Here is a 22,567-nt window from a genome sequence, read left to right as displayed (position 1 = left end):
CCCTTGCATTTTTTGATGAAAATGCATATAATATGGTCAGTTATCAAGGAAGTTTGAAGTGATTCATTTTCTTTCTATGAGAAACACAAAATGACCTATATGAATTAGGTCTGGTAGTAATAGCGGAGAGGTCACACCTGTTCTCATGCCGAACACAGAAGTTAAGTTCTCCAGCGCCGATGGTAGTTGGGGCTTTGCCCCTGCAAGAGTAGGACGCCGCCAGGCCTATTTTTTTATATATTGCGTATAATAATCGGTCACCATGTACATAATAAGATTGTTATAGTAATTTATTATTATTCCACAGTAGCTCAGTGGTAGAGCAATCGGCTGTTAACCGATCGGTCGTAGGTTCGAATCCTACCTGTGGAGCCATTTTTATGTCTGCTTCCATAGCTCAGCAGGTAGAGCACTTCCATGGTAAGGAAGGGGTCAGCGGTTCGAATCCGCTTGGAAGCTTATCTAAACCCCCTCGATATATAAGGCTTTTACTCCAAAGTAAAAGCCTTTTTTGTTTACTTATATATTTTTCAGCCGAAGATATAAAAAGAAAAGCCCTCGAAATTTGAGAGTGAGGATTTTTCTTTTTATTAACAACTTAACAACCTATCAGATACATCCGTATATAGCCCATCACACTTATAAGGGCATTTGTAAAATTTCTATCATAGTGATTCTTCAATCGTTCATACTTAAGTATTTCTAACCTTTACTATTTGAGTTTCCTTCTATATTAAATAAAAGTCTTGTCTCCAATGAATAAAGGTAGTAGGGACGTAGACAATAAGTAACAAAAAGGTAAGGTGGGAAATAAATGACCGTCGAACAAGGGTTGAAACAAACAGACAGAGCATATAACTAATTAGTTGAGTGAACCAGATGATGACAGATGCAATATTTAACGCTTTTTTATTTACTTGGCAATGGTGGTTAGATATTGGGTTATTTATTTTTCCCTGGATTATATGGATTGTGTTCAGGAGTAAGAAGAGCACTGGTCGTCTTCTATTGGCCGGATTTATTACCATCATTCTGTCTCTATTAATTGATCTTATTGCAATGTCTTATGGCCTTTGGTCCTACCCTATGAAATTCCTACCTATATCTCCAGTATTGTTTCTGCCTTATCATTTGTCATTAGCTCCTGTTGCAGTTATGTTTGTTCTACAAGTTGGACCGAAAGTTAATTTGTTTTTCAAAGGAGTAATTTTTGCAGGTATCGCAGCGTTTGGTGGGATGAATTTATTTGAGGCCATCGGGTTTTATAACCCAAGAGGTTGGCCGACATTTTATGATTTCTTTATTTTCCTTTTTATCTATATTGTAGCTAGCCTTTTTTATAAAATAGACAATTATGATGAAGAAATATCTCAAACTCGAAAACAATGATCCCTTTTAGGCCTTAATGTCCAAAATAATTTTCTGCATTTTATAACTAAGCATGTTTAAGCCACAGTGAACTATACTAATCGTCGATTGGAAGCACTTATAAGAAAGGTCTTTACTCAACTCGAGTTAAGGCCTTTTTATTTTCTATTCTAGACGTTTTCGGCCCTCTATAAATCAAGAAAGGTTACTTCTGCAAAGTCCCCTTTTATTCTCCAACATCTCCATACGCTTACAAGCAAATGCATACTCTACATTAAATAATTCCATGAGCTTATACGGTGTCATTTTCAAAGTACTTTCTTCCAACATAAAGGTGGGAATGCATAGGTGGCAGCTGAAATAGTTTGCCTGCCATTCCTGTAATTCAATAAAGCTGGGAGGTAATAGCTCTTGCCTTCCTACATGCCACATAATATGTCCAACTTCATGGGTAAATTCTTGCCACTGAACTCTTTCATTCTTTTGCTCATTTAAGAAGATAATATATTTTCCATTCCTACATATCGCTTCACTACCAAACTCCCATAAATGTACCGTAACTTGAAGAGCATCCGCTACTTTATCAATCCCTAAGTCTGCAGGCTTTCTTATGTTAAAAGATAGCAAAAGGTCCTTAACAAATTTTTCTGTCCTAGTGTAAAACATAGTAATGCCTCCTTGAAAAAGAATGTATGTTCGTTTTTAAGTTATAAAAGGAGGTGTACCATTATTTGTACACCTAACAACCGGCAAAGAGTCTTTAGCAAGATAACTTACTCTTCCTTGAATGCTTCCCAAATCCTTTTTAACCTGCGCAAATCTTCTTCACTATTTTGTGGTAACGTTTTATACCACCTCTCGAGAGAAGGGTCATTCCGAAATGCCTCAAATTTCTGTTTTTCAGACATGGAAGGATTCTCTGATCTCCCAAGAAGATAGTCTGTAGTTACTTCGAGGATTGTTGCTATACGGCTAAGCTCATGGTCTTTAACAGGCCTTTCCCCTAGCTCAATACGATTCATAACACTCACATTTAATTGAACGCGTTTGGCAAGTTCTCGTTGACTCCACCTTTGTCTCTCTCGCAATTGGACAATTCTTTCCCCTAAATTCACCGTGAACAACCCTTTCCTATATCCTCTATATCCTAACATAGTTTCTGTTAGTGAAACAAATTATTATTTTTAGCCCTAAAGTCCTCTTTACATTTCTGTTTTAGAAATATAATATAGGAACACGCGTTCTATTATATTCTAACATGTTTTACAATAACAAGGGGGTAAATCTATGGATAAAATGATGAGTGCTGTTAGATGGATTGTCAGTGACGTAAGAAAGGATAAACGAAGCGGTGTTCTCTCTCCTATTAAGAGAAGTAAGTATGCACAATTATTATTTGAAAAGGGGGCGGGGTTTAATGAACGAAAAACAGATTGAGCGCACATTGAAAGACTATCATTGGATGATTAAAGAAATTAAAAGGCAGCGCGATGTGCTTGAAGAAGAGATAGGTTTAAAGCTAGTTTCCTCTTCTGGTATTGAGTCAACCCTTCCTAAAGCAAAAGGAACGGTTAGTGATCCTGTTGGACAAGAAGTATTACGTAGGGAGAAGAAGAGTGGATGGATTATGAAATTAGAGAAAAAGATACTATATATCCAAGAAAGAATGGAAGTCATTGAAGATCCCAGGGAAAAGGCCATTTTAGAATGTATGTTAGATGGAATGACAATCAGTGCGATTAGCCAGCATATGGGTTTATCAAGAAGGCAGGTCTATCATGTGAAGGATGAGATAGTTCGGAAAATTTCACACTTTACACACTCTGCTCAGTAGATGACAAGAATAACAAGAGAGATGTATAATCGGATTAACAGGAATAGAACAAATGTTCCTGTTGGAGATACTATTCCTTTTTAGCGTCTTTCCTAAGTAAAACATTGCTAGGTAAAGACGTTTTCATTTTAACAAATGAAAAGAAAAGGACACTACTACGTCTTGAAGGGAGGTTGGGAATGCTAAATCAAAAGGAACAGGAAAATTTGAAGGAATTTATGACAGTGCTTACGGAAGTGAAGGTGTCGTTGGCGGAGTTAAATGGAAAAATAGATCAAATAGAAGATATTAAAGAAACACTCGCCAAGACAAAGAAAATTGCAGACGAGGCAAACTATCGTTCTACCGAGAACAATAGTAAAATCATCTCCATTCAGACTAGCTCAAGGCACTTGGGAATCGCCCTAATCTCTATGATTGGGGCGTTTGTATGTCAAATTCTATTTTTTCTGTTGACGTTTGGTATATGAATTAAAAAGAGGGAGGTGATGAAATGGATAGAGGAACGGTCGTACGCACGGTCGCCCTTGTAATATCGTGGACGAATGTGCTGCTCAATCACTATAACTTGCAGCCGATTCCCGTGATGGATGAGCAAACGATAGCATACTTGTTATGTTTCTCTGTCTCTGTGTGGTCATGGTTTAAAAATAATTACCTTACAGCAAAAGGTGAACAGCAAAAACTAGTACTAAAAAAATATCATTTGGCAAAGTAGTCAAACGGCTAGTCCACACGGGCAAGCCGTTTTTCTAATATAAAATATCAAGGAGGAGATTTATTATGGCTATTATTGCAATTGGAGCAGGACATGGAATTAACACACCGGGAAAGAGAACACCTGCAGGAGAAAGAGAATGGAGCTTTAACAATAAGGTGGTTTCGGCTGCTATTAACTACCTTGGAGGTTACGAGAACGCTACTATCGTGAGGTTGGATGACCCTACAGGAAACACAGACGTACCGTTAACAACGAGAACGAATAAAGCAAACAACGCCAATGCTGATATCTTGGTATCCTATCATCATAATGCCAATACAGGACAGTGGGGAACTTGGACAGGTACCGAAACGTATCATTATCCTGGATCCTCTTCTGGTAATACCCTAGCTCAAGCTATACACCCGAGTATTGTAACAGCGATGGGATTACGGGATCGTGGCGTCAAGTCGGCAAACTTTCATATGTTACGAGAATCAAATATGCCAGCCATCCTTATTGAAGGTGGGTTTATGGATTCTACGATTGATATTGTAAAAATGCGTAACAATGGGGTCATGGATAATACCGGGAAAGCACTAGCTGATTCGATTGCCTCTTATCTTGGATTGGTAAAGAAGGATGATGGTGGAACTGGTCAGGGATACGTCGAAATCGTGACAGACTCTCTTTGGACGTACAACACTGCTGATTGGAATGATCGTGCCGTGGTTGTAAATCGTGGAGAAGTGTTTACCGTTATTCGGGACAGGTTCCCGGTAGACGGTGGGTATATGTATCAAATTAAAAGTGGCTTGTATATCACGGCTAACCCTAATTATGTAAGATACTACACCAGATAAATCAAGGGAGGGGGATTTTCCCCTCCCAAATCAAATGAAATTACTTGCTTTTGGTTAAGCTAGAAAGAGGTGATGAAAAAATGAAAGCTAACGAAAAAGATTATCAGAAATATAGTGATGCAATAGACCGTATACAAGAAGGAAACGAAGCAATGATAGAACTGTTCAACGAGCTTGAGAAGGATAACCCTGTTATTGACTTAAACGAAGAAGTGTTAAAAAATATTACGCGAGCTAAAGAAAAGTATGGTGAAGAAGTTATTGACCAAAAAATCAATTCTATAATTGCGGAAATGTTATCCTGGCTGGACTTGAATGAGTCCCCGTAAAACAAGAAATTCTAGGCCTTTTTAAAGAAGCGAACGATTCTCCATTGGAGCGAAAAGACAGCAAGTGCCACTAGGCATAAATTTACATAATAAAGCACGCCATCACCGAAATAGTCTAACGGTGTGTTTGATAATGGTGTGTCCCGGAGGTAGAGGTAATTAGAATCCAAAGCTGGATTGATGATAAAGCCAATAAATGCAGCGTAGATGAGTAGTAAACCATAGCATTTGAGCATGGAGCTGTATTTTAAAGAGATAGAACTTGTGAGAATTAAAAACAGGTTCGCCCAAGATATGGCAGTGTGATGCAAAAAGAATTTCCAGAAACGGAAATGTGGAAAATCATAAGGTAACTCCGGTGTAATTAACGCCAGTAAGGCTGGAATAAATCCGATGTAGAAAGTTAAAGTGGCAAGTTTTTTGCTCTGAAGTAAGAGAGCTATCGCTGCTGTAATGCTAGCAACACCGCATAGATGCAAGGGGATATATTCCCTAAAACTCCAGATTCCACTAGTTGCTGACCAAGCTTGATAGCTAACCTCTGATAGTACTAATAGAATGAAAAGGAACCATTTTATCATGGTATAAATACGGCCATAGCTAGATCTTGTTTTTAACGTGCTAAAAAGAATAAGTAGTATAAAGCCTACTAAATAAATGAATAGCATAATTAGATGAGACGTATCGAAGGAAATAAATGTGCTTCCTTCAACAGAAAAGAAAGCATCATACATATATATAACATCCCCCCTAAAATAAAAGACGCTTTTTGCAAGATGAAATGCAAAGAAGCGTCTTCTGTTCTATCTTATTATCCACCGATAATGTGGTATCCGGAATCTACGTGCATGACTTCTCCAGTAACCCCTCTAGCTAGGTCACTTAGGAAGAATAGAGTAGCATCTCCTACCTGATCCTGATCCACATTTCTGCGTAGCGGAGCTTTTTCTTCGATAATACCAAGTTTTTCATTAAAGCCGCCGACACCCTTTGCAGATAAAGTTCTAATTGGACCAGCTGAAACGGCATTAACACGGATTCCATACTTCCCAACGTCTTCTGCTAAGTAACGCATGCTTGCTTCTAAGGAAGCTTTGGCAACACCCATCACATTGTAATTTTGGATTACTCTTTCTGCTCCAAGATAGGTCTGTGTAACAATGCTACCACCCTCTGTCATAAGTGGTTTAGCAGCTTTTGTTACAGCCACTAGAGAAAATGCACTAATTTCCTGTGCTAGTAAGAAACCGTCGCGTGATGTATCAGCATACTCGCCCTTAAGCTCCTCACGCTTGGCGAATGCTACGGAATGAACCACGCCGTGAATGACGCCAACTTTCTCCTTTATCTCATCAAATGCACCTGTAATACTTTCATCACTCGCAACATCGCATGATACAATTAATTTTGGCTCTATACTATTTTTTTCTAATAACTTTGTTAGTTTTTGATAAGAACGTTCCTGTCTGTTAGTAAAAATCAGGTTTGCTCCTGCGTTATGTAATGACTTTGTTATTCCCCAGGCAATACTTCGTTCGCTTGCAACACCCATGACGACTACATTCTTGCCTTGCATTAAATTAGACATAAAAAATACCTCCATTATAATGATCTTCTATATTATAACCTAATTGAATTACAATTAGAAAGTATGTTGAGTAACTCTAGCGGTTAAAAACAAGATAGTTCTTTAGAACGTTTTGTTGGAAATGGATTAAATCCAACTATTAATTTTGCTAAATATGTCGGCTAGAACGGCGTTGTTTCAACATATTTTGAAGCAAGTGAAAAAAAGATAAAAAAATTGTATTTTCCTCTTTACAAAGTGTAAGGAAAAAGCTATAATAAAATTCGTTGGTTTGAGAGATATGTAACAAATTGTCGATTTACTTTTAAATCACGATCTTAATTTATTTCTATGGCCCGTTGGTCAAGCGGTTAAGACACCGCCCTTTCACGGCGGTAACACGGGTTCGAATCCCGTACGGGTCACCAAATTTTATTGAACCATGACTTGATGGAGGATTAGCTCAGCTGGGAGAGCACCTGCCTTACAAGCAGGGGGTCGCAGGTTCGAGCCCTGCATCCTCCACCATTATTATGCCCTGGTATACATGGTGAGATAAATTCCTATGCCGGCCTAGCTCAACTGGTAGAGCAACTGACTTGTAATCAGTAGGTTGGGGGTTCAAGTCCTCTGGCCGGCACCATTTTTTCTTTTTATGTATAATAATTAATTTATAGTTAACAATACGGAGGGGTAGCGAAGTGGCTAAACGCGGCGGACTGTAAATCCGCTCCCTCAGGGTTCGGCAGTTCGAATCTGCCCCCCTCCACCATTTTTATATTGTTGGGCTATAGCCAAGCGGTAAGGCATCGGGTTTTGATCCCGTGTATCCCAGGTTCGAATCCTGGTAGCCCAGCCATTTTTTTATTTTAAGGCCTTTTTTTTTGGAAACGAGCCATTAGCTCAGTTGGTAGAGCATCTGACTTTTAATCAGAGGGTCGAAGGTTCGAATCCTTCATGGCTCATCATTTTATTTAACGATAGTGAACAACATAAATATGGTAATTGTAGATAAACAGGGTCGTTTTTATTGTTAAACAACCTTGTTTATTTGCATTTTACCACGTTTTTTTACATAATAGTTACAGTGATTTTATTTAAGGAAATATAGATGCCAAACGTGTTATAATAAGTTAGATTTAAGACTTTATTAACAAAATTGATACGAAGTTTATATATATAATTATTGTATACAAAAGGATGAAGACGTATGAAAACTTCCCGGATCCCAGGCTTCTACAATAAGACGGTTGCAGAACGTAGAGAGTTATTACAAGATGCCCAACAATTTTCTGCGAATGACTCAGCAGCTTTCAATGAACCGCTCTCTACTGAAACCGCAGATAAAATGATTGAAAATGTGATTGGAACATACCCTCTTCCTTTAGGAGTAGGATTGAACTTCTTAATAAATGGGAAAGAATATGTAGTACCAATGGCTATTGAAGAACCATCTGTGGTAGCGTCAGCCAGTTATATTGCTAAGATTGTTCGAGAAGCCGGTGGATTCACTACGGAAGCCACGGAAAGAGTGATGATCGGGCAAATTCAAGTAGTGGGTGCTCCTGATTTGGACGCTGCTAAGGCATCCTTACTAGGGGAAAAGGACTCACTTATTGAGGATGCTAACGCTGCTTATCCAAGCCTGGTTGCTAGAGGCGGGGGAGCTGAGGATCTGGAAGTAAGGATCTTAAACGAAGCGTCTGATTCGGCTTATGGTAAAATGCTCGTTGTGCATTTGTATGTAAATACATGTGACGCAATGGGCGCGAATATAATTAATACTATGGTGGAGTCATTAGCACCTACTGTCGAGACGTTAACAAACGGGAAGGTTTACTTAAGAATTCTTTCTAATTATGCAGATAGATGTCTTGCGCGGGCACGCTGTGTCATTCCTGCCAATTTACTTCAATCAGGTGACTTTTCTGGTGAAGAAGTACGGGATGGTGTTGTGCATGCATACGAATTTGCAGCATCAGACCCTTATCGTGCGGTCACGCATAATAAAGGAATTATGAATGGAATTGATCCTATCGTCATTGCTACGGGAAATGATTGGCGTGCAGTTGAGGCTGGGGCACATGCCTATGCAGCAAGAACAGGACAATATAGTTCCATGACTACATGGTCTACGGACAGTGAGGGAAACCTAGTTGGTGAACTAGAATTGCCTATGTCAGTCGGAACTGTAGGTGGCGCTATACGTGTGCATCCTATTGCAAAGGTAGCGCAAAATATATTGAATGTGGAATCAGCACAAGAATTGGCTCAGGTCATTGTTGCCGTTGGATTAGCGCAAAACCTTGGAGCGCTTAAAGCGTTAGTAACAGATGGTATTCAAAAAGGACATATGGCATTACATTCTCGCTCTGTTGCAATAGCGGCAGGGGCTTCTGGGGAGATGATTGATATCGTTGCAGGAAAGTTAGTGGAACTAAACGAAATCCGTGTCGGAAAAGCTAAAGAATTGGTGGAACAAATTAAAAAATGAGTGCAGAAAAAGCTACAACTACAGAACAAACAGCTATAGGAATAGCTCATAGTAAACTGATTCTAATTGGGGAGCATGCAGTTGTACACGGACAACCCGCTATCGCTATCCCGTTTCCTTTGGTAGGTGTAGAATCTATAGTAGAACACGAGCCAGGGCCGGTCGTGATTGATAGCACGTTTTATCATGGACCCCTGGATTTAGCTCCTGAATCCTTGCAAGGAATTGCCAGTTGTATTAGTGGAACCCTTGAATACCTTGAAATGCCGGAAGCGGATCTGTTAATTCGGATTAAATCCTCGGTCCCTCCTGGAAAAGGACTTGGTTCTAGTGCATCTGTCGCGATCTCTGTTATTCGATCATTATTCGCATATGCAAGTATTGATCACACAGATGAGGAGCTTCTTAAGCTTGCAAACATTGCAGAAACGTTTGCGCACGGAGCGCCTAGTGGCATTGATACGTTAACGATTACTTCTGAATTACCTGTATGGTATGAAAAGGATAATCCTACAGAGTTCATTGAGTTAAATGATGATTTTCATTTCGTTGTTGCTGATTCAGGCAGCATTGGAGATACAAGAATGGCAGTAGAATCTGTAGCGCATTTACTTCGCGTGGCTCCTCGTAAAATCCAACGGAAGCTTGACCGCATCGGAGAGTTAACCCATCAGGCTAAGGATGCGCTGGAGAAAAGAGGGAAGCATTTGCTTGGTCAAATGCTGAACGAGGCACAGAAAGAGTTAGAAGCCTTAGGAGTTAGTACTACAGGATTAAACAAGCTTATTGAATTTGCACGTGAAGAAGGTGCTCTTGGAGCGAAGTTGACAGGCGGCGGTAACGGCGGTTGTATTATTGCTCTTGCTCAAAATGAAGTACATTCAAGATTGCTTGCTGAGAAATTAAGAAAATTTGGTGCACATGCTGTATGGCCATTCGTGCTCAAAAGGCACCATAAGAAATAGTAAAAAAGGGGACTATTATGAAGGCAACAGCTAAAGCACATACAAATATTGCCTTGATTAAATATTGGGGAAAACGAAACGAATCCATTATACTACCAACCAACAGCTCACTCTCTTTAACGCTGGATGGCTTTTTTACCACTACAACCGTACATTTTTCGGAGGAGTATACCCAAGACAAATTCATTTTAAATGAACGTGCTGTGGAAGGGGAGCAATATAGACGTGTATCTGGATTTCTTGACCTTATTCGACAACAGGCAGGGAAGTCTTTGTATGCAGCGGTCGATTCTACAAATGAAGTTCCGACAGCTGCAGGATTTGCTTCATCTGCCTCTGGTTTTGCTGCATTGGCAGCGGCTGGTACAAAGGCGATTGGGCTAAACATGTCAGATCGAGAACTTTCCGCATTGACTCGACAAGGCTCAGGCTCAGCCTGCCGTTCCATCTATGGAGGGTTTGCCGAATGGGAAATGGGTGCAGAGGAAGATGGAAGTGATTCCTTTGCGGTTCCTATCGCCCCAGCAGAGCACTGGGATCTGCGAGTTGCAGCAGTTGTTTTGTCATCTACAGCGAAAAAAGTTTCGAGTCGGGCTGGAATGAAACGCACTGTAGAAACTTCCCCATTTTATCAGGGCTGGCTTAATAGCATTCCTACTGATATGAGCCAGATTAAAGAAGGAATTAAAGAACGGGACTTTCAAAAGGTGGGAGAAGTGGCTGAGGCAAACTGTCTAAAAATGCACGCGACCACACTTGGTGCTAACCCGCCATTTACATATTGGCATGATACGACAATGACTGTCATGCAAACGGTGAGAGATTTGCGCGAAAAAGGGATACCTGCCTATTTTACAATTGATGCAGGACCTAACGTGAAAGTATTATACTTACCGGAAAACGAGGAAGTAATTGAAAATACACTCCGAAACATTCCAGGTGTTGCCGATATTCGATTAAGCCGACCTGGGCAGGGAGTAACCTATCTGTAAGGGATGAAATCCATTGCCACATTCACCGATGACAATAAAGGTACCTGGGAAGTTAATGATAGCGGGCGAATTTGCCGTTTTGGAACCATATCACCAATTAGTGGTAATGGCGGTTAATCGTTATGTATATACCACCATTGAAGAGAGCGAGCAGAATCGTGTGTCACTTCATGACTTTCAATTGGAGGACCTTAAATGGGACTTCGAAAAAGGGAGCCTTATAATACATACGGATAATCCAAAAACAGTATTTGTACAAGAGGCCATGCGTATTGCAATGGCCTATCTTCATGAGCAGAATATTAAGCCTGGGTCTTTTGCCATTTCGGTTAAAAGTGAGCTAGATGATGCCTCCGGTTTAAAATATGGCTTGGGTTCAAGCGCTGCGGTCGTAACCTCTGTTATTACTGCTATTTTAAAAAAATATTTACCTACATATAAACAGGAACTATTGTTTAAGCTTTCAGCACTGGCACATGTGAATGTTCAAGGAAATGGTTCTGGAGCGGATGTTGCTGCCTCAGCATATGGGGGCTTTTTACAATATGTATCATTTCAGGCAGATTGGCTTAAAGATGCATATAAACAAACGAGCAATTTAAGTGAATTGGTAGAACAGGATTGGAAGTATCTTTCGCTAAAGCCAGTAGGCATGCCCGACACAGTATACGTCTGTGTGGGATGGACTGGAAAACCCGCTTCCACTGCCAAACTGGTAGATGAGTTGATGTTGCTTAAAGACAGCAACCCCAACGCTTACCAAGACTTTCTCGATGCTAGTGAAAAAGCAGTATCTACGTTTCTAAAAGGCATGGAACAAGAAGATGTTGTCTTATTGTTAGCGGGTGTAAAACAAAACAGAACAGCACTATCCGAGGTTGGAAGACAGGCAAACATAGCCATTGAAACACCTTTGCTTCGCACCTTGTGTGATTTAGCGGAGGAACATGGCGGTGCAGGTAAATCGTCAGGAGCCGGAGGTGGCGATTGCGGAATTGCGTTCATGCCATCAGAGGAAAAAGCCGATGAACTAATGAAGGCATGGGAAAAAGCAGGCATTACGCCATTGTCCATTAAGCCTTCCACGGTTGGAGCGAGTATAAGCGATTCCTAAGACAGCTACATTTGATGTAGTTGTTTTTTTGTCGTTCATTAGAATAGGTGTTATAGCCTTCCAATCAACCACTCCGCACTCTCAATCGACCTCAAATGCTACCCAATCAACCACTCTACACACTAACCATCCCACTTTAACCTAAATTTTCTGTATATATATTCATGCAAATGTGGAGTTGAGTCATCCCTTGGTTTTTGGCTACAATAGAGATAGAGGAGGCGCTTACATGAAAAAAGATATTTCAATTATTGGGGTTCCTATGGATCTTGGGCAAAGTCGACGTGGGGTTGATATGGGACCGAGTGCTCTGCGCTATGCTGGCGCAATTGAAAAGCTGGATGAACTGGATATAAAGGTACATGATTTAGGGGATATTCCAATAAATAGGCCATCCATGGAGCAAGCCATAAATGCGGAGAACAATTTAAAAAATCTCGATCAAGTAATTGAAGCAAATGAAAAGCTTTCCGAGATGGTAGATAAAGAAATCCAAACTGGTAATTTCCCGTTAGTATTCGGTGGAGACCATAGTATTGCAATTGGCAGTCTTGCTGGAATATCAAAGCATTATGAGAACCTAGGGGTTATTTGGTACGATGCACACGGTGATTTGAATTCAGAAGATACTTCGCCATCAGGGAATATCCATGGCATGCCGCTTGCTGTCAGCCTAGGTATTGGCCACGATAGGTTAACCAATATTGCTGCATACACACCTAAGATAAAACCAGAGAACATTGTCATCATTGGGGCAAGGTCACTGGACCCTGGTGAAAAGGCACTAATAAAAGAAAAAGGGATTAAGGTGTTTTCGATGCATGAGATCGATCGCATGGGTATGCCTGCCGTTATGGAAGAAGCAATACAATACTTAAAAGAAAAAACAGATGGAGTGCATCTAAGCCTTGATTTGGATGGACTGGATCCTTCAGAGGCTCCTGGAGTCGGAACACCTGTGATTGGTGGATTGTCCTATAGGGAGAGTCATTTGGCAATGGAAATGCTCGCAGAAGCGGAATGCATCACTTCAGCGGAATTTGTCGAGGTTAATCCGATCTTGGATGAGAAAAATAAAACAGCCACCACAGCTGTCGCATTGATGGGTTCCTTGTTTGGTGAAAAATTAAAGTAAAACAAAAAAAGACATTTAATGCCCTTAGGGGTGTTAATGTCTTTTTCAATTTATGATTAACATCTTGATGTATATAGTGACCATACTTACAATTATTTGTTGTTTTGATATTCGTTAATTAGTTGGTCTAATTTTACACTGGAGGTTACAACAGCTTCTGAGGTTAAGGCGTGAGACCTGCTTAATGTAAGCATTTCTTCGCGACATTGTTCAATTTTTTGTAAAAGTGTTGAATTACTCACAAAACTTTCCTCCTATTTAGTATAATATATAGTAAGAAACTACCCATCTTCTTAGAACGATAAACCTAAAAAGTTTTTTTATTTTTTATGAAACCTTTTCTACATAGTAAACGTATGATAAATACCGCATGATTGGCGGAGGTACTTGTATGGAACAATTTATAAGAGAGAAAATAAAAAAAGTGAAAAAAGGGGACCAATCCGCCTTTGAGGATATCGTCTCATTTTTTCAAAGCAAAATCTATCAGCATTGCTATCGAATGCTTGGTAATGCACACGAGGCGGAGGATATAGCACAGGAAGCTTTTATTCGGGCATATGTTAACATCCATTCTTTTGATGAAAAACGGAAATTTTCCACTTGGCTCTATCGAATTGCAACAAATCTAACGATTGACCGCATTCGTAAACGGAAGCCGGATTATTATCTAGATGCGGAGATTAAAGGAACGGAAGGGTTAAATATGTACTCACAGATGGCTGATGAAGGCCGTTTGCCTGGCGAAGAAGTGGAGAGTATGGAATTACAGCGCTATATACATCAAGAGATTTCAGAGCTTCCTCCGAAATATCGCAGTATAATTATGTTGCGTTATTTGGAAGAATTCTCCCTACAAGAAATTAGCGATATTCTGGATATTCCATTAGGAACCGTGAAGACCCGGATCCATCGAGGGAGAGAAGCTTTACGGAAAAGGCTTCGTCACGTGTAAAGGAGTGTGATTCACTTGGATTGTAATCATGTAGTCTCCAAACTGATGCATCAGTATTTGGACGGCGATTTATCCAACGAAGAAGAAAAGAAACTGCGTCTTCATCTGGAAGAATGTGAAGACTGTCAGAAGCATTTTCGTGAGTTGAAGCGGACGATCACACTGCTTCAAAGTACGGAACATATAGAAGCGCCTGCTAATTTTACTGCTAATGTAATGAAAAAACTTCCAACTGAGAAAAAGCGTCTGAAATACGGACGTTGGTTCAAAGCGCATCCCATTATTACTGCAGCTGCCATATTTCTAGTTTTTATGATGAGCGGTATTTTTTCATCATGGAATCAGGATAGTGAGTTAGTTGTTTCCAAACAGGAAAACCTTGTTATTGAAGGGGATACGGTGATTGTGCCTGAAGATGTAACAGTAGAAGGGGACCTGTTAGTGAAAAATGGTAATCTTGTGATTAAGGGAACCATTGATGGAAATGTTACCCTCATTAATGGCAAGCTTATTGAAAACCCCATTGAAAGTGAAGGGTTAATGGCATCTGTTGGGAATGTAAATGGGGAATTAAAGCATGTAGATCAGGTCTTCGAATGGATTTGGTATAATTTAAAAAACTTTTTTAGAAGTATCTTTGCATTTTAAATCATTATATCGATCTCAAGTCTTTAAAAAAAGGACTTGGGATTTTTTATTTGTTAAAATACGTCCCTTGAAAAATGAATTCCCAAGATTTTACCCTAATTATCGTTTTATCTTTCTACACATGTCTGAAGGCAAAATATGTTATAATAGTTAACGTTACTATCTATAGAACGGTGGAACGAAAATGATGTGCAAAAGGATGGATACATATGCTTGATGGGGGATTCGATCTTTTACAGCTCCTGAGAATTGGCGTGGACATTGCTCTTGTCTGGTATATTTTATACAAACTGATCATGTTAATCAGAGGCACCAAGGCAATCCAGCTATTAAAAGGGATCGCTGTTGTTTTGGCTGTCTGGTTATTGAGTATCGTATTGGAACTACAGACAATCCAATGGATAACCAACCAGGCGATCAGGTGGGGGCTTATTGTAATTATAATCCTGTTCCAGCCTGAGCTACGCCGAGCGTTGGAGCAATTAGGACGTGGAAACATATTTGGGCGTGGGTCCCGGTCAGAAGAAGAGATTATTGAACAGAATATTGATGCGATTATTCAATCCTGTGTTTACATGGCAAAACGCCGTATTGGTGCCCTTATCTCGATTGAACGAGAGACAGGTATTGGTGATTATGCAGAAACGGGTATTCCAATTGGCGGTAAGCTGACACATCAACTGTTAACCAATATCTTCACCCCAAATACCCCATTACATGACGGAGCGGTCATTATTAAATCCGAAGAAATTGTTGCGGCAGCCTGTTATCTCCCATTATCCGAAAGTCCTTTTATATCTAAGGAATTGGGGACAAGGCATAGAGCGGCAATGGGAATTAGTGAAGTTACCGATGCGCTAACCATTGTTGTATCAGAGGAGACAGGAAATATCTCTTGTACGAAAAATGGCGAACTTCACAGAGAACTTGAGGCGGAAGAGCTACGTACTATGCTGAAAGATAATTTATCCATAAATCTGAAAACCTCTGAGAAGAAGTCTTGGAAATGGAGGGGGAGAAAGAATGGATAACTGGTTCAGAAGTAAATGGTTTGTTCGTGTTATAGCTCTGGCATTAGCAGTTTTGCTTTATATCTTTGTTAATGTTGAAACAAATCGGCCTACAGCATCAGATTCTACTTTCCCAAGTCAATCAGATGATGCTCAGACAATAAGTGATGTACCAGTTGAAATAGAGATAGATTCAGAAAAATATGTAGTAAGCGGTGTACCAGAAAGTGTGAAAGTTACCATGGAGGGATCACCAGGTATTTTAACTCCAGTTCTTACCAATCGTAATTTTAAAGTTTTTGTTGATTTGGAAGGGTATGAAGCGGGAGAACATAGGGTAGAACTTCAACATACGATTTCTTCTGATATAGATGCCTATATTGAACCGAAACAAATTGACGTCGTTATAGAAGAAAAAGCAACAGAAGAATTTGAGGTAGCTGTAGACTTCTTAAATGAAGGGAAACTTGCTGAAGGTTATGAGCTTGGTGATTATGAAGTAGAACCAGGTACGGTCACCATCACAAGTGCTAAAAGTGTCATTGACCGAATCGGTATTGTGAAGGTTTATGTGGATTTAGCAGGGCTTGATCGTTCGATAGACAGAAGGGAAGTACCTGTAAACGTATATGATAGTCAAGGTAATCCATTGAGTGTAAACGTACAACCGGAAAATGTGGTTGTATCAGCAGACATTCACAATCCAAGTAAGACTGTTCCACTAAGTGTTGAAACAAATGGGGAACTACCTGAGGGCTATTCCCTTACATCAATTTCTGCTAATGTAGAAGAAGTTGAAGTGTTTGCTAGAAGTAGTATTCTCGAAAACATTGAGACAATTAATACAGAGGAAATTGATTTATCCGAAATTACAGAGTCAGGCACGATCGAAGCAAATATAGCCTTGCCTGATGGAGCAAGTGCACCAAATAACGAAACGATTGAGGTCTCCGTGGAATTGGAGCAAACTAGAACTTTCGAGTCTTTGCCAATTGAGATTGAAGGATTAGGGGACGAGTTTGAGTCGACGTTCCTTGACCCTGAAAGTGGCGAAATGGATGTAACAATTAGTGGTAGCCAGGAAGACGTAGATGGAATAACTGCAGATGATTTCCGATTTTTCATCGATCTTAGTGACCTGGAGCCAGGAGAACATGAAGTCCCTATCTCAGTAGAAGGACCTGAAGGGGTAGAAGTAGTACCTGAATTTGAACAAGCCACTATTGAAATTACGGAATAAAACGTACATTTACAGCTTTTTGTAGATAAGGAATAAAGGAGAGAAACGATATGGGAAAATATTTTGGAACAGATGGTGTTCGCGGAGTTGCAAACAAAGGTCTTACACCAGAACTTGCTTTTAAATTAGGACGTTTTGGCGGACATGTTTTAACGAAAGATTCACCACGCCCAAAAATTATCATTGGGAGAGACACCCGTATTTCTGGCCACATGTTAGAAGGGGCTATGCTTGCGGGGCTGCTTTCTATCGGCGCAGAAGTCATGCGTCTAGGGGTTATTTCCACACCGGGGGTTGCTTACTTAACAAAAGCAACAAGCTCACAAGCTGGTGTCATGATCTCTGCTTCCCATAACCCAGTAGAAGATAATGGGATCAAATTTTTCGGTCCGGATGGTTTTAAGCTAACAGATGACCAAGAAAATGAAATTGAAGCATTAATGGATGGGGAAGAAGATAATCTTCCACGACCAGTTGGAGCAGATGTTGGTACAGTAAACGACTACTTTGAAGGTGGACAAAAATATCTCTCCTTCTTGAAGGATACAGTAGACAATGATTTTGACGGACTGAAGGTTGCTGTTGATTGTGCTCACGGCGCTACATCTAGTTTAGCAACACATCTTTTTGCTGACCTTGAAGCAGACATACATTCAATTGGCTCGTCTCCAGACGGTCTTAATATTAATGACGGATTTGGTTCTACACATCCAGAGAAACTCCAGGAATTTGTCCAGGAAAAAGGGGCAGATATTGGGCTAGCCTTTGATGGGGACGGAGATCGCCTAATTGCTGTTGATGAAAAGGGAAATATCGTCGATGGAGACCAAATCATGTTCATTTGTGCGAAGCATTTGAAAGAAAAGGGGAACCTTCGACACAGCACAGTTGTCTCTACTGTAATGAGTAACATTGGCTTCTACAAAGCCTTGGAAGCAAATGGGTTGCGTAGTGATAAAACGTCTGTAGGAGACCGTTATGTAATGGAAGAGATGCGTAAAGGCGGCTACAACCTTGGTGGGGAGCAGTCAGGACACATCATTTTCCTTGATTACATTACAACCGGCGATGGTATGCTTTCTGCCCTTCAGCTAGTAAACGTGATGAAGGAAACAGGCAAAAAGCTTTCCGAGCTCGCAGGAGAAATGGCTATTTTTCCACAGGTACTTAAGAATGTGCGCGTCACAGATAAGAATGAGGCATTAACAAATGCTCGCATTTTAAGTGAAATTGAAGCAGTGGAACGTGAACTAGGTGAGGATGGCCGTGTCTTAGTAAGACCATCTGGTACAGAACCTCTTGTACGTGTCATGGTAGAAGCACCAACGAAGGAAGAATGTGAGAAGTACGTAAAACGTGTTGTTGATTTAATTGAAGAGCTTCTTGGTATGGAAAAACAATAATAGAAATGGCCGCTTCTTAGTGAGGAGCGGCTTTTGTTTATGATTCATTATCTGAATGTTTAATTAAATAAGTGAAGGAGGCTGGTGAAGGTGCATGTGAGGAGTCTATTAAAAGATCAGCTATTAGCGAATGCAAACGATCGTAGCTGGTATATTTCCTATCAAGAAGTTGTAGAGGGGCTAACCGATGATGAAGCTTTTTGGAAGCCGAACGAGCAAACTCACTCTATAGCGGAGATAACCCAACATCTCATTTATTGGAACGAGGTATGGCAAGAACGGTATGAAAAAGCGGATTTTCATGCTATCAATACAGTGGAGGATAATGCAGAAAGCTTTTTTATAACAACCGGAAACGATTTTCTGAAATTAAAAGAAAAGTTACTTGGAGTACTTCTAAGTTGGCAAGAATTGCTCACAGATAACAAAAAACTAGACGCCAATGTAAACGGGTTTCCAGTTGAGGCAAAATGGTGGGAGTTAATTGGAAATGCCACCACACATAATGCCTATCATATTGGCCAAATTGCTTATATAAGAAAATTAATACACACATGAACTCCGCCTCCAGCCGGAGATCATAACAATCCAGAGACTGTCCCTGTCAGATTACAACCATGCTAACCTATTAATACGATCCAATTCCTACCGTATCTAGTGTAAATACGGTATAATGGGAAGAAAGACAATTTTCTAAATTTTAAGGGGGCAATACGATGAAACAATTTCCAAAACCAACAGTGGAACAATTTTTCAGAACGTATGCAATCACGAATTTTACAGTAAGCAGTGACGAGCAAAAACTTTTATTTAGCTCTAATTTAAATGGCAAAGTGAATGTATGGGGAATGGATTTACCAGATACTTTCCCTTACTTATTTGCACATAATGATGAATCCATTAGCTTTTTGAAATTTGATCCAAAGGGTCGCTATGTCTTGGCGGGTTATGATAAAGATGGAGACGAAAACCATCAGATATATGCCCTGCCTCCAACTGGTGGATTACCACAGCCAGTTGTGACGGGGAACGCTGAAGAAAAGTACTTCTTTGCACACTTAAGTGATGATGGGAATCGTCTTTATTATATGACATCCGAGGGTAACCCTTCCTTTTTAAATGCACGTGTACGTAATCTGGAAGACGACACGGACACCCTATTAAATGAAGGAGAAACCTCCCCAACCGATTTGGCTGCAGTATCGGATGATGAACAGGCATTTGTTTATGTTCGTTCTTTTGCCAATACGTATGTAACGGGGTTTGTCAAAGTAGGAGAGGAAATCAACTACTTAACTCCAGATCCGGATAAAGTACATGTTGTATTCGATCCTGTCTTCGTTGATGAAAACACGATTTATTTTGTAACAGACTATGAAAGTGAATATAGTTATGTAGCGAAATATGAGATAAAAGAAAAAGCATTCTCTAGCGTTTTTAGTATAGAAGGGGAAAGCGTAGAAACGTTGAAATGGCATAAAGAAAGCAATAGCTTCTACCTCGCTACCGAAAAAGGTGTTGTTGATGTCCTTTATCGCTATGATTTAGAGTCTGATAAAGTCGAAACATTATCTACACCCATTGATGTGATTGATAAGCTGCAAGTAACCAAATCAGGTAACGTTTATCTATTGGGAAGAAGTGCTACGGTGCCTCCAAATATCTTCAAAACGACAAATGGAAGCGATTGGGAGCAGTTGACTAATAACGGCGTGCTTGGTGTCAACAGTGAAGATATGGTAGAGCCAGATGTCGTCTCCTATAAATCCTTTGATGGTATGGAAATTGAAGGGTTGCTATTCAAAGCGCTGCCGGAGAACGATAATGGCTATACAATCTTCTGGCCACATGGTGGCCCACAGGCATCTGAGCGAAAAATGTTCCGCTCCATGTTCCAATGTTTCCTAAATCGCGGTTATACCATCTTTGCGCCGAACTTCCGCGGAAGCACTGGCTATGGCTCTTCGTTTGTGAAGCTAGTGGAACAGGATTGGGGAGAAGGCCCGCGCCTAGATTGTGTCGCTGGTATTGAATGGCTGTTCGAAAACAATCATGCGGACAAAGATAAACTGTTCCTTGTTGGTGGCAGCTATGGTGGTTACATGGCACTGTTGCTTCATGGACGCCATCCTGAATACTTCAAAGCAGTTGTTGATATCTTTGGACCATCTGATCTATTCACCTTCGTGAATTCAGTACCACCACACTGGAAGCCAATCATGGATCGCTGGCTTGGAGATCCAGAACGTGATAAAGAGCGTTTTGTAAAAGATTCTCCTGTGACGTACCTTGACGGCATGAAAAAGCCAATGCTTGTCATTCAAGGTGCAAAAGACCCACGCGTAGTAAAAGAAGAATCAGATCAAATCGTTGCCAAACTTGAAGAAGAAGGGCGCGATGTAGAATACCTCGTCCTAGAAGACGAAGGACATGGCTTCTCTAAAAAGGAAAATGAGATTAACGTATATAGCAGAATGCTCGAATTCCTAGAAAAGCACCAATAGAATAAGTAAGCGTGATCGAAAAGCAGTGCAGAGGCTAGATCTTTGTGCTGCTTTTTTTTGCTGAATGGTGCGCGGGGGTGATGCGCGTCCCTTAGCGTAGCGCAAAGGCGATGAAGTCCATCTCAAAGCCGATATATGACGATTCAAGAGCGATAAAGCAGTGCTCTCGGCCGATAGAAGGCGTCTCAAAGGCGAAGTATCATCACTCAAGGGCGATGCGGGGCGCCTCACAGCTGATATATACACTCTCAAAAGCGATAAGTTATGTTCACAGCCGATATACTGTAACTCCCAGCCGTAGTAGCAACGAACAATTCGGCTCCGAATTAGCACTGCACCGCCACCGAATTAAAGTTTGCAACACGCCACTAATAGCCCAACGCTGTCATAATTGTCCATCTCTCTGAGTAATATAAAAGAAAGAGGACTGGGAGAGGTGATGATAATGAAAAAAGTCTTTCGTCCGTTCTGGAGCTTTGATATTAAGAAAACGGAAAGCTGGTTGGACCGTATGGCGCAAGATGGCTATCAATTGGTCACTATTCAAACAGTAACTAGCTCTTTCTTATTTGAAAAGGAAGAAACCTCCTCGGCAGTACATTACCATATTGCTTATGAAAGATCAGAGAAGAATCCACTATCCCTACCATTACAAAAAGATGGCTGGGAATTAGCCATACAGCAGAAAAATTGGTATATTCTGCGCACGCAAAAACCTACCATGGATCGTAAAAGCTTCCCTGTTCGAGAAGGGTTAATTAGAAGGAACCGCAATTTGCTTTATCTTTTTGGAGGCATGACAGCTTATGCCGCTTTAACTACAGTCTTTTTCTTGCTGCTAAGTGGCATTACTTTATATTTTGATGGGATGCTAACGATTGAAGCAAATCCGTTCTGGCTGGTAACACTTATCATTGCGGTTTTACTTTGGACCATCGCCCCATACTGCACGCTCCACTTGTATAAAGGCAATAAGCCATTCTGGTAGACAGCCATTACCGATAGGAAGCGAGTGGCCCTTCAAAATAAATGATTTGGGAAAGACGTATGTGTAATGATCGGTCTTCCACATTTAGTTGAATATGATCTACTGCAACTCCTGCATTTACCCCTTCAATTCTTCCTGCTGTTGTCATCAAAGCCATCCGCTGTCCTTGGTGCCTACTCAGATGCTGGACAAAAACCGGGTCAAGCTGGGTCATATAAGCTGTTGGTTGTGGCACAGCCTTGATTGGATAAATTTCTGTGTGCGCTGCCGGCATTTGATGACATAGCCCGGTTGGTCAATTGGCTTTTGCTCCATATGCATTTGATTCGCGTCCCCGCGCTTCATTTTTACCATCTCCTACCTAAACATTTTATTTATACCTATGCCAACTGGGCGATTGTTGTGCTTTAATCTGTTTTAGCGAACGGCCATGCCGTTATGAACAGGAAGAAAGGAGA

General features: G+C 40.6%; 26 protein-coding genes, 8 tRNA genes and 1 rRNA gene. 29 read left to right on the top strand and 6 right to left on the bottom strand.

Annotated features, from left to right (window positions below; translation table 11 throughout):
* Positions 1-109: 109 nt before the first annotated feature.
* The 4 genes from rrf (at position 110) to AC6CHS_RS18800 (ending at position 1,389) form a co-directional block, all read left to right on the top strand.
* Positions 110-225, top strand: a 5S ribosomal RNA gene (rrf, locus tag AC6CHS_RS18815).
* Positions 226-300: 75 nt separating this feature from the next.
* Positions 301-375, top strand: a tRNA-Asn gene (locus tag AC6CHS_RS18810).
* 11 nt (positions 376-386) lie between these two features.
* Positions 387-459 (top strand) — tRNA-Thr (locus AC6CHS_RS18805).
* A 423-nt stretch (positions 460-882) separates the two neighbouring features.
* A complete protein-coding gene (locus AC6CHS_RS18800) occupies positions 883-1,389 on the top strand; it encodes a CBO0543 family protein (RefSeq protein WP_498238238.1) in 507 nt (168 codons plus the stop codon).
* Between the two features lie 174 nt (positions 1,390-1,563).
* Here the strand turns inward: AC6CHS_RS18800 and AC6CHS_RS18795 are convergent, their stop codons facing one another.
* Positions 1,564-2,034, bottom strand: a complete 471-nt coding sequence (locus AC6CHS_RS18795; protein WP_498238237.1) for an ImmA/IrrE family metallo-endopeptidase — start codon at positions 2,032-2,034, stop codon at positions 1,564-1,566.
* Between the two features lie 107 nt (positions 2,035-2,141).
* Positions 2,142-2,483 (bottom strand): helix-turn-helix domain-containing protein, encoded by a 342-nt coding sequence (locus tag AC6CHS_RS18790; RefSeq protein ID WP_498238236.1) that lies wholly within the window; start codon positions 2,481-2,483, stop codon positions 2,142-2,144.
* A gap of 172 nt (positions 2,484-2,655) precedes the next feature.
* Between AC6CHS_RS18790 and AC6CHS_RS18785 the strand changes: the two genes are divergently transcribed.
* The 6 genes from AC6CHS_RS18785 to AC6CHS_RS18760 all read left to right on the top strand — a co-directional run bounded on the left by AC6CHS_RS18785 (position 2,656) and on the right by AC6CHS_RS18760 (position 5,094).
* On the top strand, positions 2,656-2,805 hold the full coding sequence (locus tag AC6CHS_RS18785; protein WP_498238235.1) for a hypothetical protein: 150 nt from the start codon (positions 2,656-2,658) through the stop codon (positions 2,803-2,805).
* Positions 2,786-3,202, top strand: a complete 417-nt coding sequence (locus AC6CHS_RS18780) for a helix-turn-helix domain-containing protein (protein ID WP_498238234.1) — start codon at positions 2,786-2,788, stop codon at positions 3,200-3,202. The genes AC6CHS_RS18785 and AC6CHS_RS18780 overlap by 20 nt, the downstream gene beginning before the upstream one ends.
* Before the next feature lie 179 nt (positions 3,203-3,381).
* Complete coding sequence (locus AC6CHS_RS18775; protein WP_498238233.1) at positions 3,382-3,672, top strand: hypothetical protein; 291 nt, start codon at positions 3,382-3,384, stop codon at positions 3,670-3,672.
* Between the two features lie 23 nt (positions 3,673-3,695).
* On the top strand, positions 3,696-3,920 hold the full coding sequence (locus tag AC6CHS_RS18770; RefSeq protein WP_498238232.1) for a phage holin: 225 nt from the start codon (positions 3,696-3,698) through the stop codon (positions 3,918-3,920).
* Positions 3,921-3,985: 65 nt separating this feature from the next.
* On the top strand, positions 3,986-4,765 hold the full coding sequence (locus AC6CHS_RS18765) for an N-acetylmuramoyl-L-alanine amidase (protein WP_498238231.1): 780 nt from the start codon (positions 3,986-3,988) through the stop codon (positions 4,763-4,765).
* An 80-nt stretch (positions 4,766-4,845) separates the two neighbouring features.
* Complete coding sequence (locus AC6CHS_RS18760; protein ID WP_106895456.1) at positions 4,846-5,094, top strand: atypical membrane-integrating protein (Mistic protein); 249 nt, start codon at positions 4,846-4,848, stop codon at positions 5,092-5,094.
* An 11-nt stretch (positions 5,095-5,105) separates the two neighbouring features.
* On the opposite strand, the gene AC6CHS_RS18755 is transcribed toward AC6CHS_RS18760, so the two are convergent.
* Entirely contained in the window at positions 5,106-5,828 is a 723-nt protein-coding gene (locus AC6CHS_RS18755) for a YwaF family protein (RefSeq protein WP_498238230.1), read from the bottom strand.
* 77 nt (positions 5,829-5,905) lie between these two features.
* The gene (fabI, locus tag AC6CHS_RS18750; protein ID WP_498238229.1) at positions 5,906-6,682 is read right to left on the bottom strand and encodes an enoyl-ACP reductase FabI; all 777 of its coding nucleotides are present in this window, start codon (positions 6,680-6,682) and stop codon (positions 5,906-5,908) included.
* A 332-nt stretch (positions 6,683-7,014) separates the two neighbouring features.
* On the opposite strand from fabI, the gene AC6CHS_RS18745 reads away from it, so the two are divergent.
* The 11 genes from AC6CHS_RS18745 to rocF all read left to right on the top strand — a co-directional run bounded on the left by AC6CHS_RS18745 (position 7,015) and on the right by rocF (position 13,361).
* A tRNA-Glu gene (locus AC6CHS_RS18745) sits at positions 7,015-7,089 on the top strand.
* 24 nt (positions 7,090-7,113) lie between these two features.
* Positions 7,114-7,189: transfer RNA gene (locus AC6CHS_RS18740), tRNA-Val, on the top strand.
* Positions 7,190-7,228: 39 nt separating this feature from the next.
* Positions 7,229-7,304: transfer RNA gene (locus tag AC6CHS_RS18735), tRNA-Thr, on the top strand.
* Between the two features lie 44 nt (positions 7,305-7,348).
* Positions 7,349-7,433 (top strand) — tRNA-Tyr (locus AC6CHS_RS18730).
* Between the two features lie 12 nt (positions 7,434-7,445).
* A tRNA-Gln gene (locus AC6CHS_RS18725) sits at positions 7,446-7,520 on the top strand.
* A 33-nt stretch (positions 7,521-7,553) separates the two neighbouring features.
* A tRNA-Lys gene (locus AC6CHS_RS18720) sits at positions 7,554-7,626 on the top strand.
* 245 nt (positions 7,627-7,871) lie between these two features.
* A complete protein-coding gene (locus AC6CHS_RS18715; RefSeq protein WP_498238228.1) occupies positions 7,872-9,155 on the top strand; it encodes a hydroxymethylglutaryl-CoA reductase, degradative in 1,284 nt (427 codons plus the stop codon).
* Positions 9,152-10,120 carry a mevalonate kinase gene (mvk, locus tag AC6CHS_RS18710; protein WP_036576824.1) on the top strand — a complete coding sequence of 323 codons (969 nt, stop codon included), beginning with the start codon at positions 9,152-9,154 and terminating at the stop codon, positions 10,118-10,120. The genes AC6CHS_RS18715 and mvk overlap by 4 nt, the downstream gene beginning before the upstream one ends.
* A 17-nt stretch (positions 10,121-10,137) precedes the next feature.
* The gene (gene mvaD / locus AC6CHS_RS18705) at positions 10,138-11,112 is read left to right on the top strand and encodes a diphosphomevalonate decarboxylase (protein WP_498238227.1); all 975 of its coding nucleotides are present in this window, start codon (positions 10,138-10,140) and stop codon (positions 11,110-11,112) included.
* A 13-nt stretch (positions 11,113-11,125) separates the two neighbouring features.
* The gene (locus AC6CHS_RS18700) at positions 11,126-12,226 is read left to right on the top strand and encodes a phosphomevalonate kinase (protein ID WP_498238226.1); all 1,101 of its coding nucleotides are present in this window, start codon (positions 11,126-11,128) and stop codon (positions 12,224-12,226) included.
* Positions 12,227-12,455: 229 nt separating this feature from the next.
* Positions 12,456-13,361, top strand: a complete 906-nt coding sequence (rocF, locus tag AC6CHS_RS18695; RefSeq protein WP_498238225.1) for an arginase — start codon at positions 12,456-12,458, stop codon at positions 13,359-13,361.
* A 92-nt stretch (positions 13,362-13,453) separates the two neighbouring features.
* Here the strand turns inward: rocF and AC6CHS_RS18690 are convergent, their stop codons facing one another.
* Positions 13,454-13,603 (bottom strand): aspartyl-phosphate phosphatase Spo0E family protein, encoded by a 150-nt coding sequence (locus AC6CHS_RS18690; protein ID WP_106895463.1) that lies wholly within the window; start codon positions 13,601-13,603, stop codon positions 13,454-13,456.
* A gap of 149 nt (positions 13,604-13,752) precedes the next feature.
* On the opposite strand from AC6CHS_RS18690, the gene sigW reads away from it, so the two are divergent.
* The 8 genes from sigW (at position 13,753) to AC6CHS_RS18650 (ending at position 22,109) form a co-directional block, all read left to right on the top strand.
* Complete coding sequence (gene sigW, locus AC6CHS_RS18685; protein ID WP_036576830.1) at positions 13,753-14,316, top strand: RNA polymerase sigma factor SigW; 564 nt, start codon at positions 13,753-13,755, stop codon at positions 14,314-14,316.
* A gap of 15 nt (positions 14,317-14,331) precedes the next feature.
* Positions 14,332-14,964 (top strand): anti-sigma-W factor RsiW, encoded by a 633-nt coding sequence (gene rsiW, locus AC6CHS_RS18680; RefSeq protein ID WP_498238224.1) that lies wholly within the window; start codon positions 14,332-14,334, stop codon positions 14,962-14,964.
* Positions 14,965-15,173: 209 nt separating this feature from the next.
* Positions 15,174-15,995, top strand: coding sequence for a diadenylate cyclase CdaA (gene cdaA / locus AC6CHS_RS18675; RefSeq protein WP_498238223.1), 822 nt, complete (start codon positions 15,174-15,176; stop codon positions 15,993-15,995).
* Positions 15,988-17,214, top strand: a complete 1,227-nt coding sequence (locus tag AC6CHS_RS18670; RefSeq protein WP_498238222.1) for a CdaR family protein — start codon at positions 15,988-15,990, stop codon at positions 17,212-17,214. The genes cdaA and AC6CHS_RS18670 overlap by 8 nt, the downstream gene beginning before the upstream one ends.
* Positions 17,215-17,264: 50 nt before the next feature.
* Positions 17,265-18,617: a phosphoglucosamine mutase gene (glmM, locus tag AC6CHS_RS18665; protein ID WP_498238221.1), complete on the top strand. Its 1,353-nt coding sequence runs from the start codon at positions 17,265-17,267 to the stop codon at positions 18,615-18,617.
* A gap of 90 nt (positions 18,618-18,707) precedes the next feature.
* Positions 18,708-19,175: a DinB family protein gene (locus AC6CHS_RS18660; protein ID WP_498238220.1), complete on the top strand. Its 468-nt coding sequence runs from the start codon at positions 18,708-18,710 to the stop codon at positions 19,173-19,175.
* Between the two features lie 158 nt (positions 19,176-19,333).
* Complete coding sequence (locus tag AC6CHS_RS18655) at positions 19,334-21,121, top strand: S9 family peptidase (RefSeq protein ID WP_498238219.1); 1,788 nt, start codon at positions 19,334-19,336, stop codon at positions 21,119-21,121.
* 445 nt (positions 21,122-21,566) lie between these two features.
* Positions 21,567-22,109: a DUF2812 domain-containing protein gene (locus AC6CHS_RS18650; protein ID WP_498238218.1), complete on the top strand. Its 543-nt coding sequence runs from the start codon at positions 21,567-21,569 to the stop codon at positions 22,107-22,109.
* A gap of 7 nt (positions 22,110-22,116) precedes the next feature.
* Here the strand turns inward: AC6CHS_RS18650 and AC6CHS_RS18645 are convergent, their stop codons facing one another.
* Complete coding sequence (locus tag AC6CHS_RS18645) at positions 22,117-22,383, bottom strand: DUF2642 domain-containing protein (protein ID WP_498238217.1); 267 nt, start codon at positions 22,381-22,383, stop codon at positions 22,117-22,119.
* Positions 22,384-22,567: the final 184 nt, after the last annotated feature.

Source organism: Oceanobacillus sp. GQ8 (assembly GCF_059758495.1).
The sequence above is the reverse complement of the archived record's forward strand: the minus strand, read 5'-3'. Positions and strand labels throughout refer to the sequence as shown.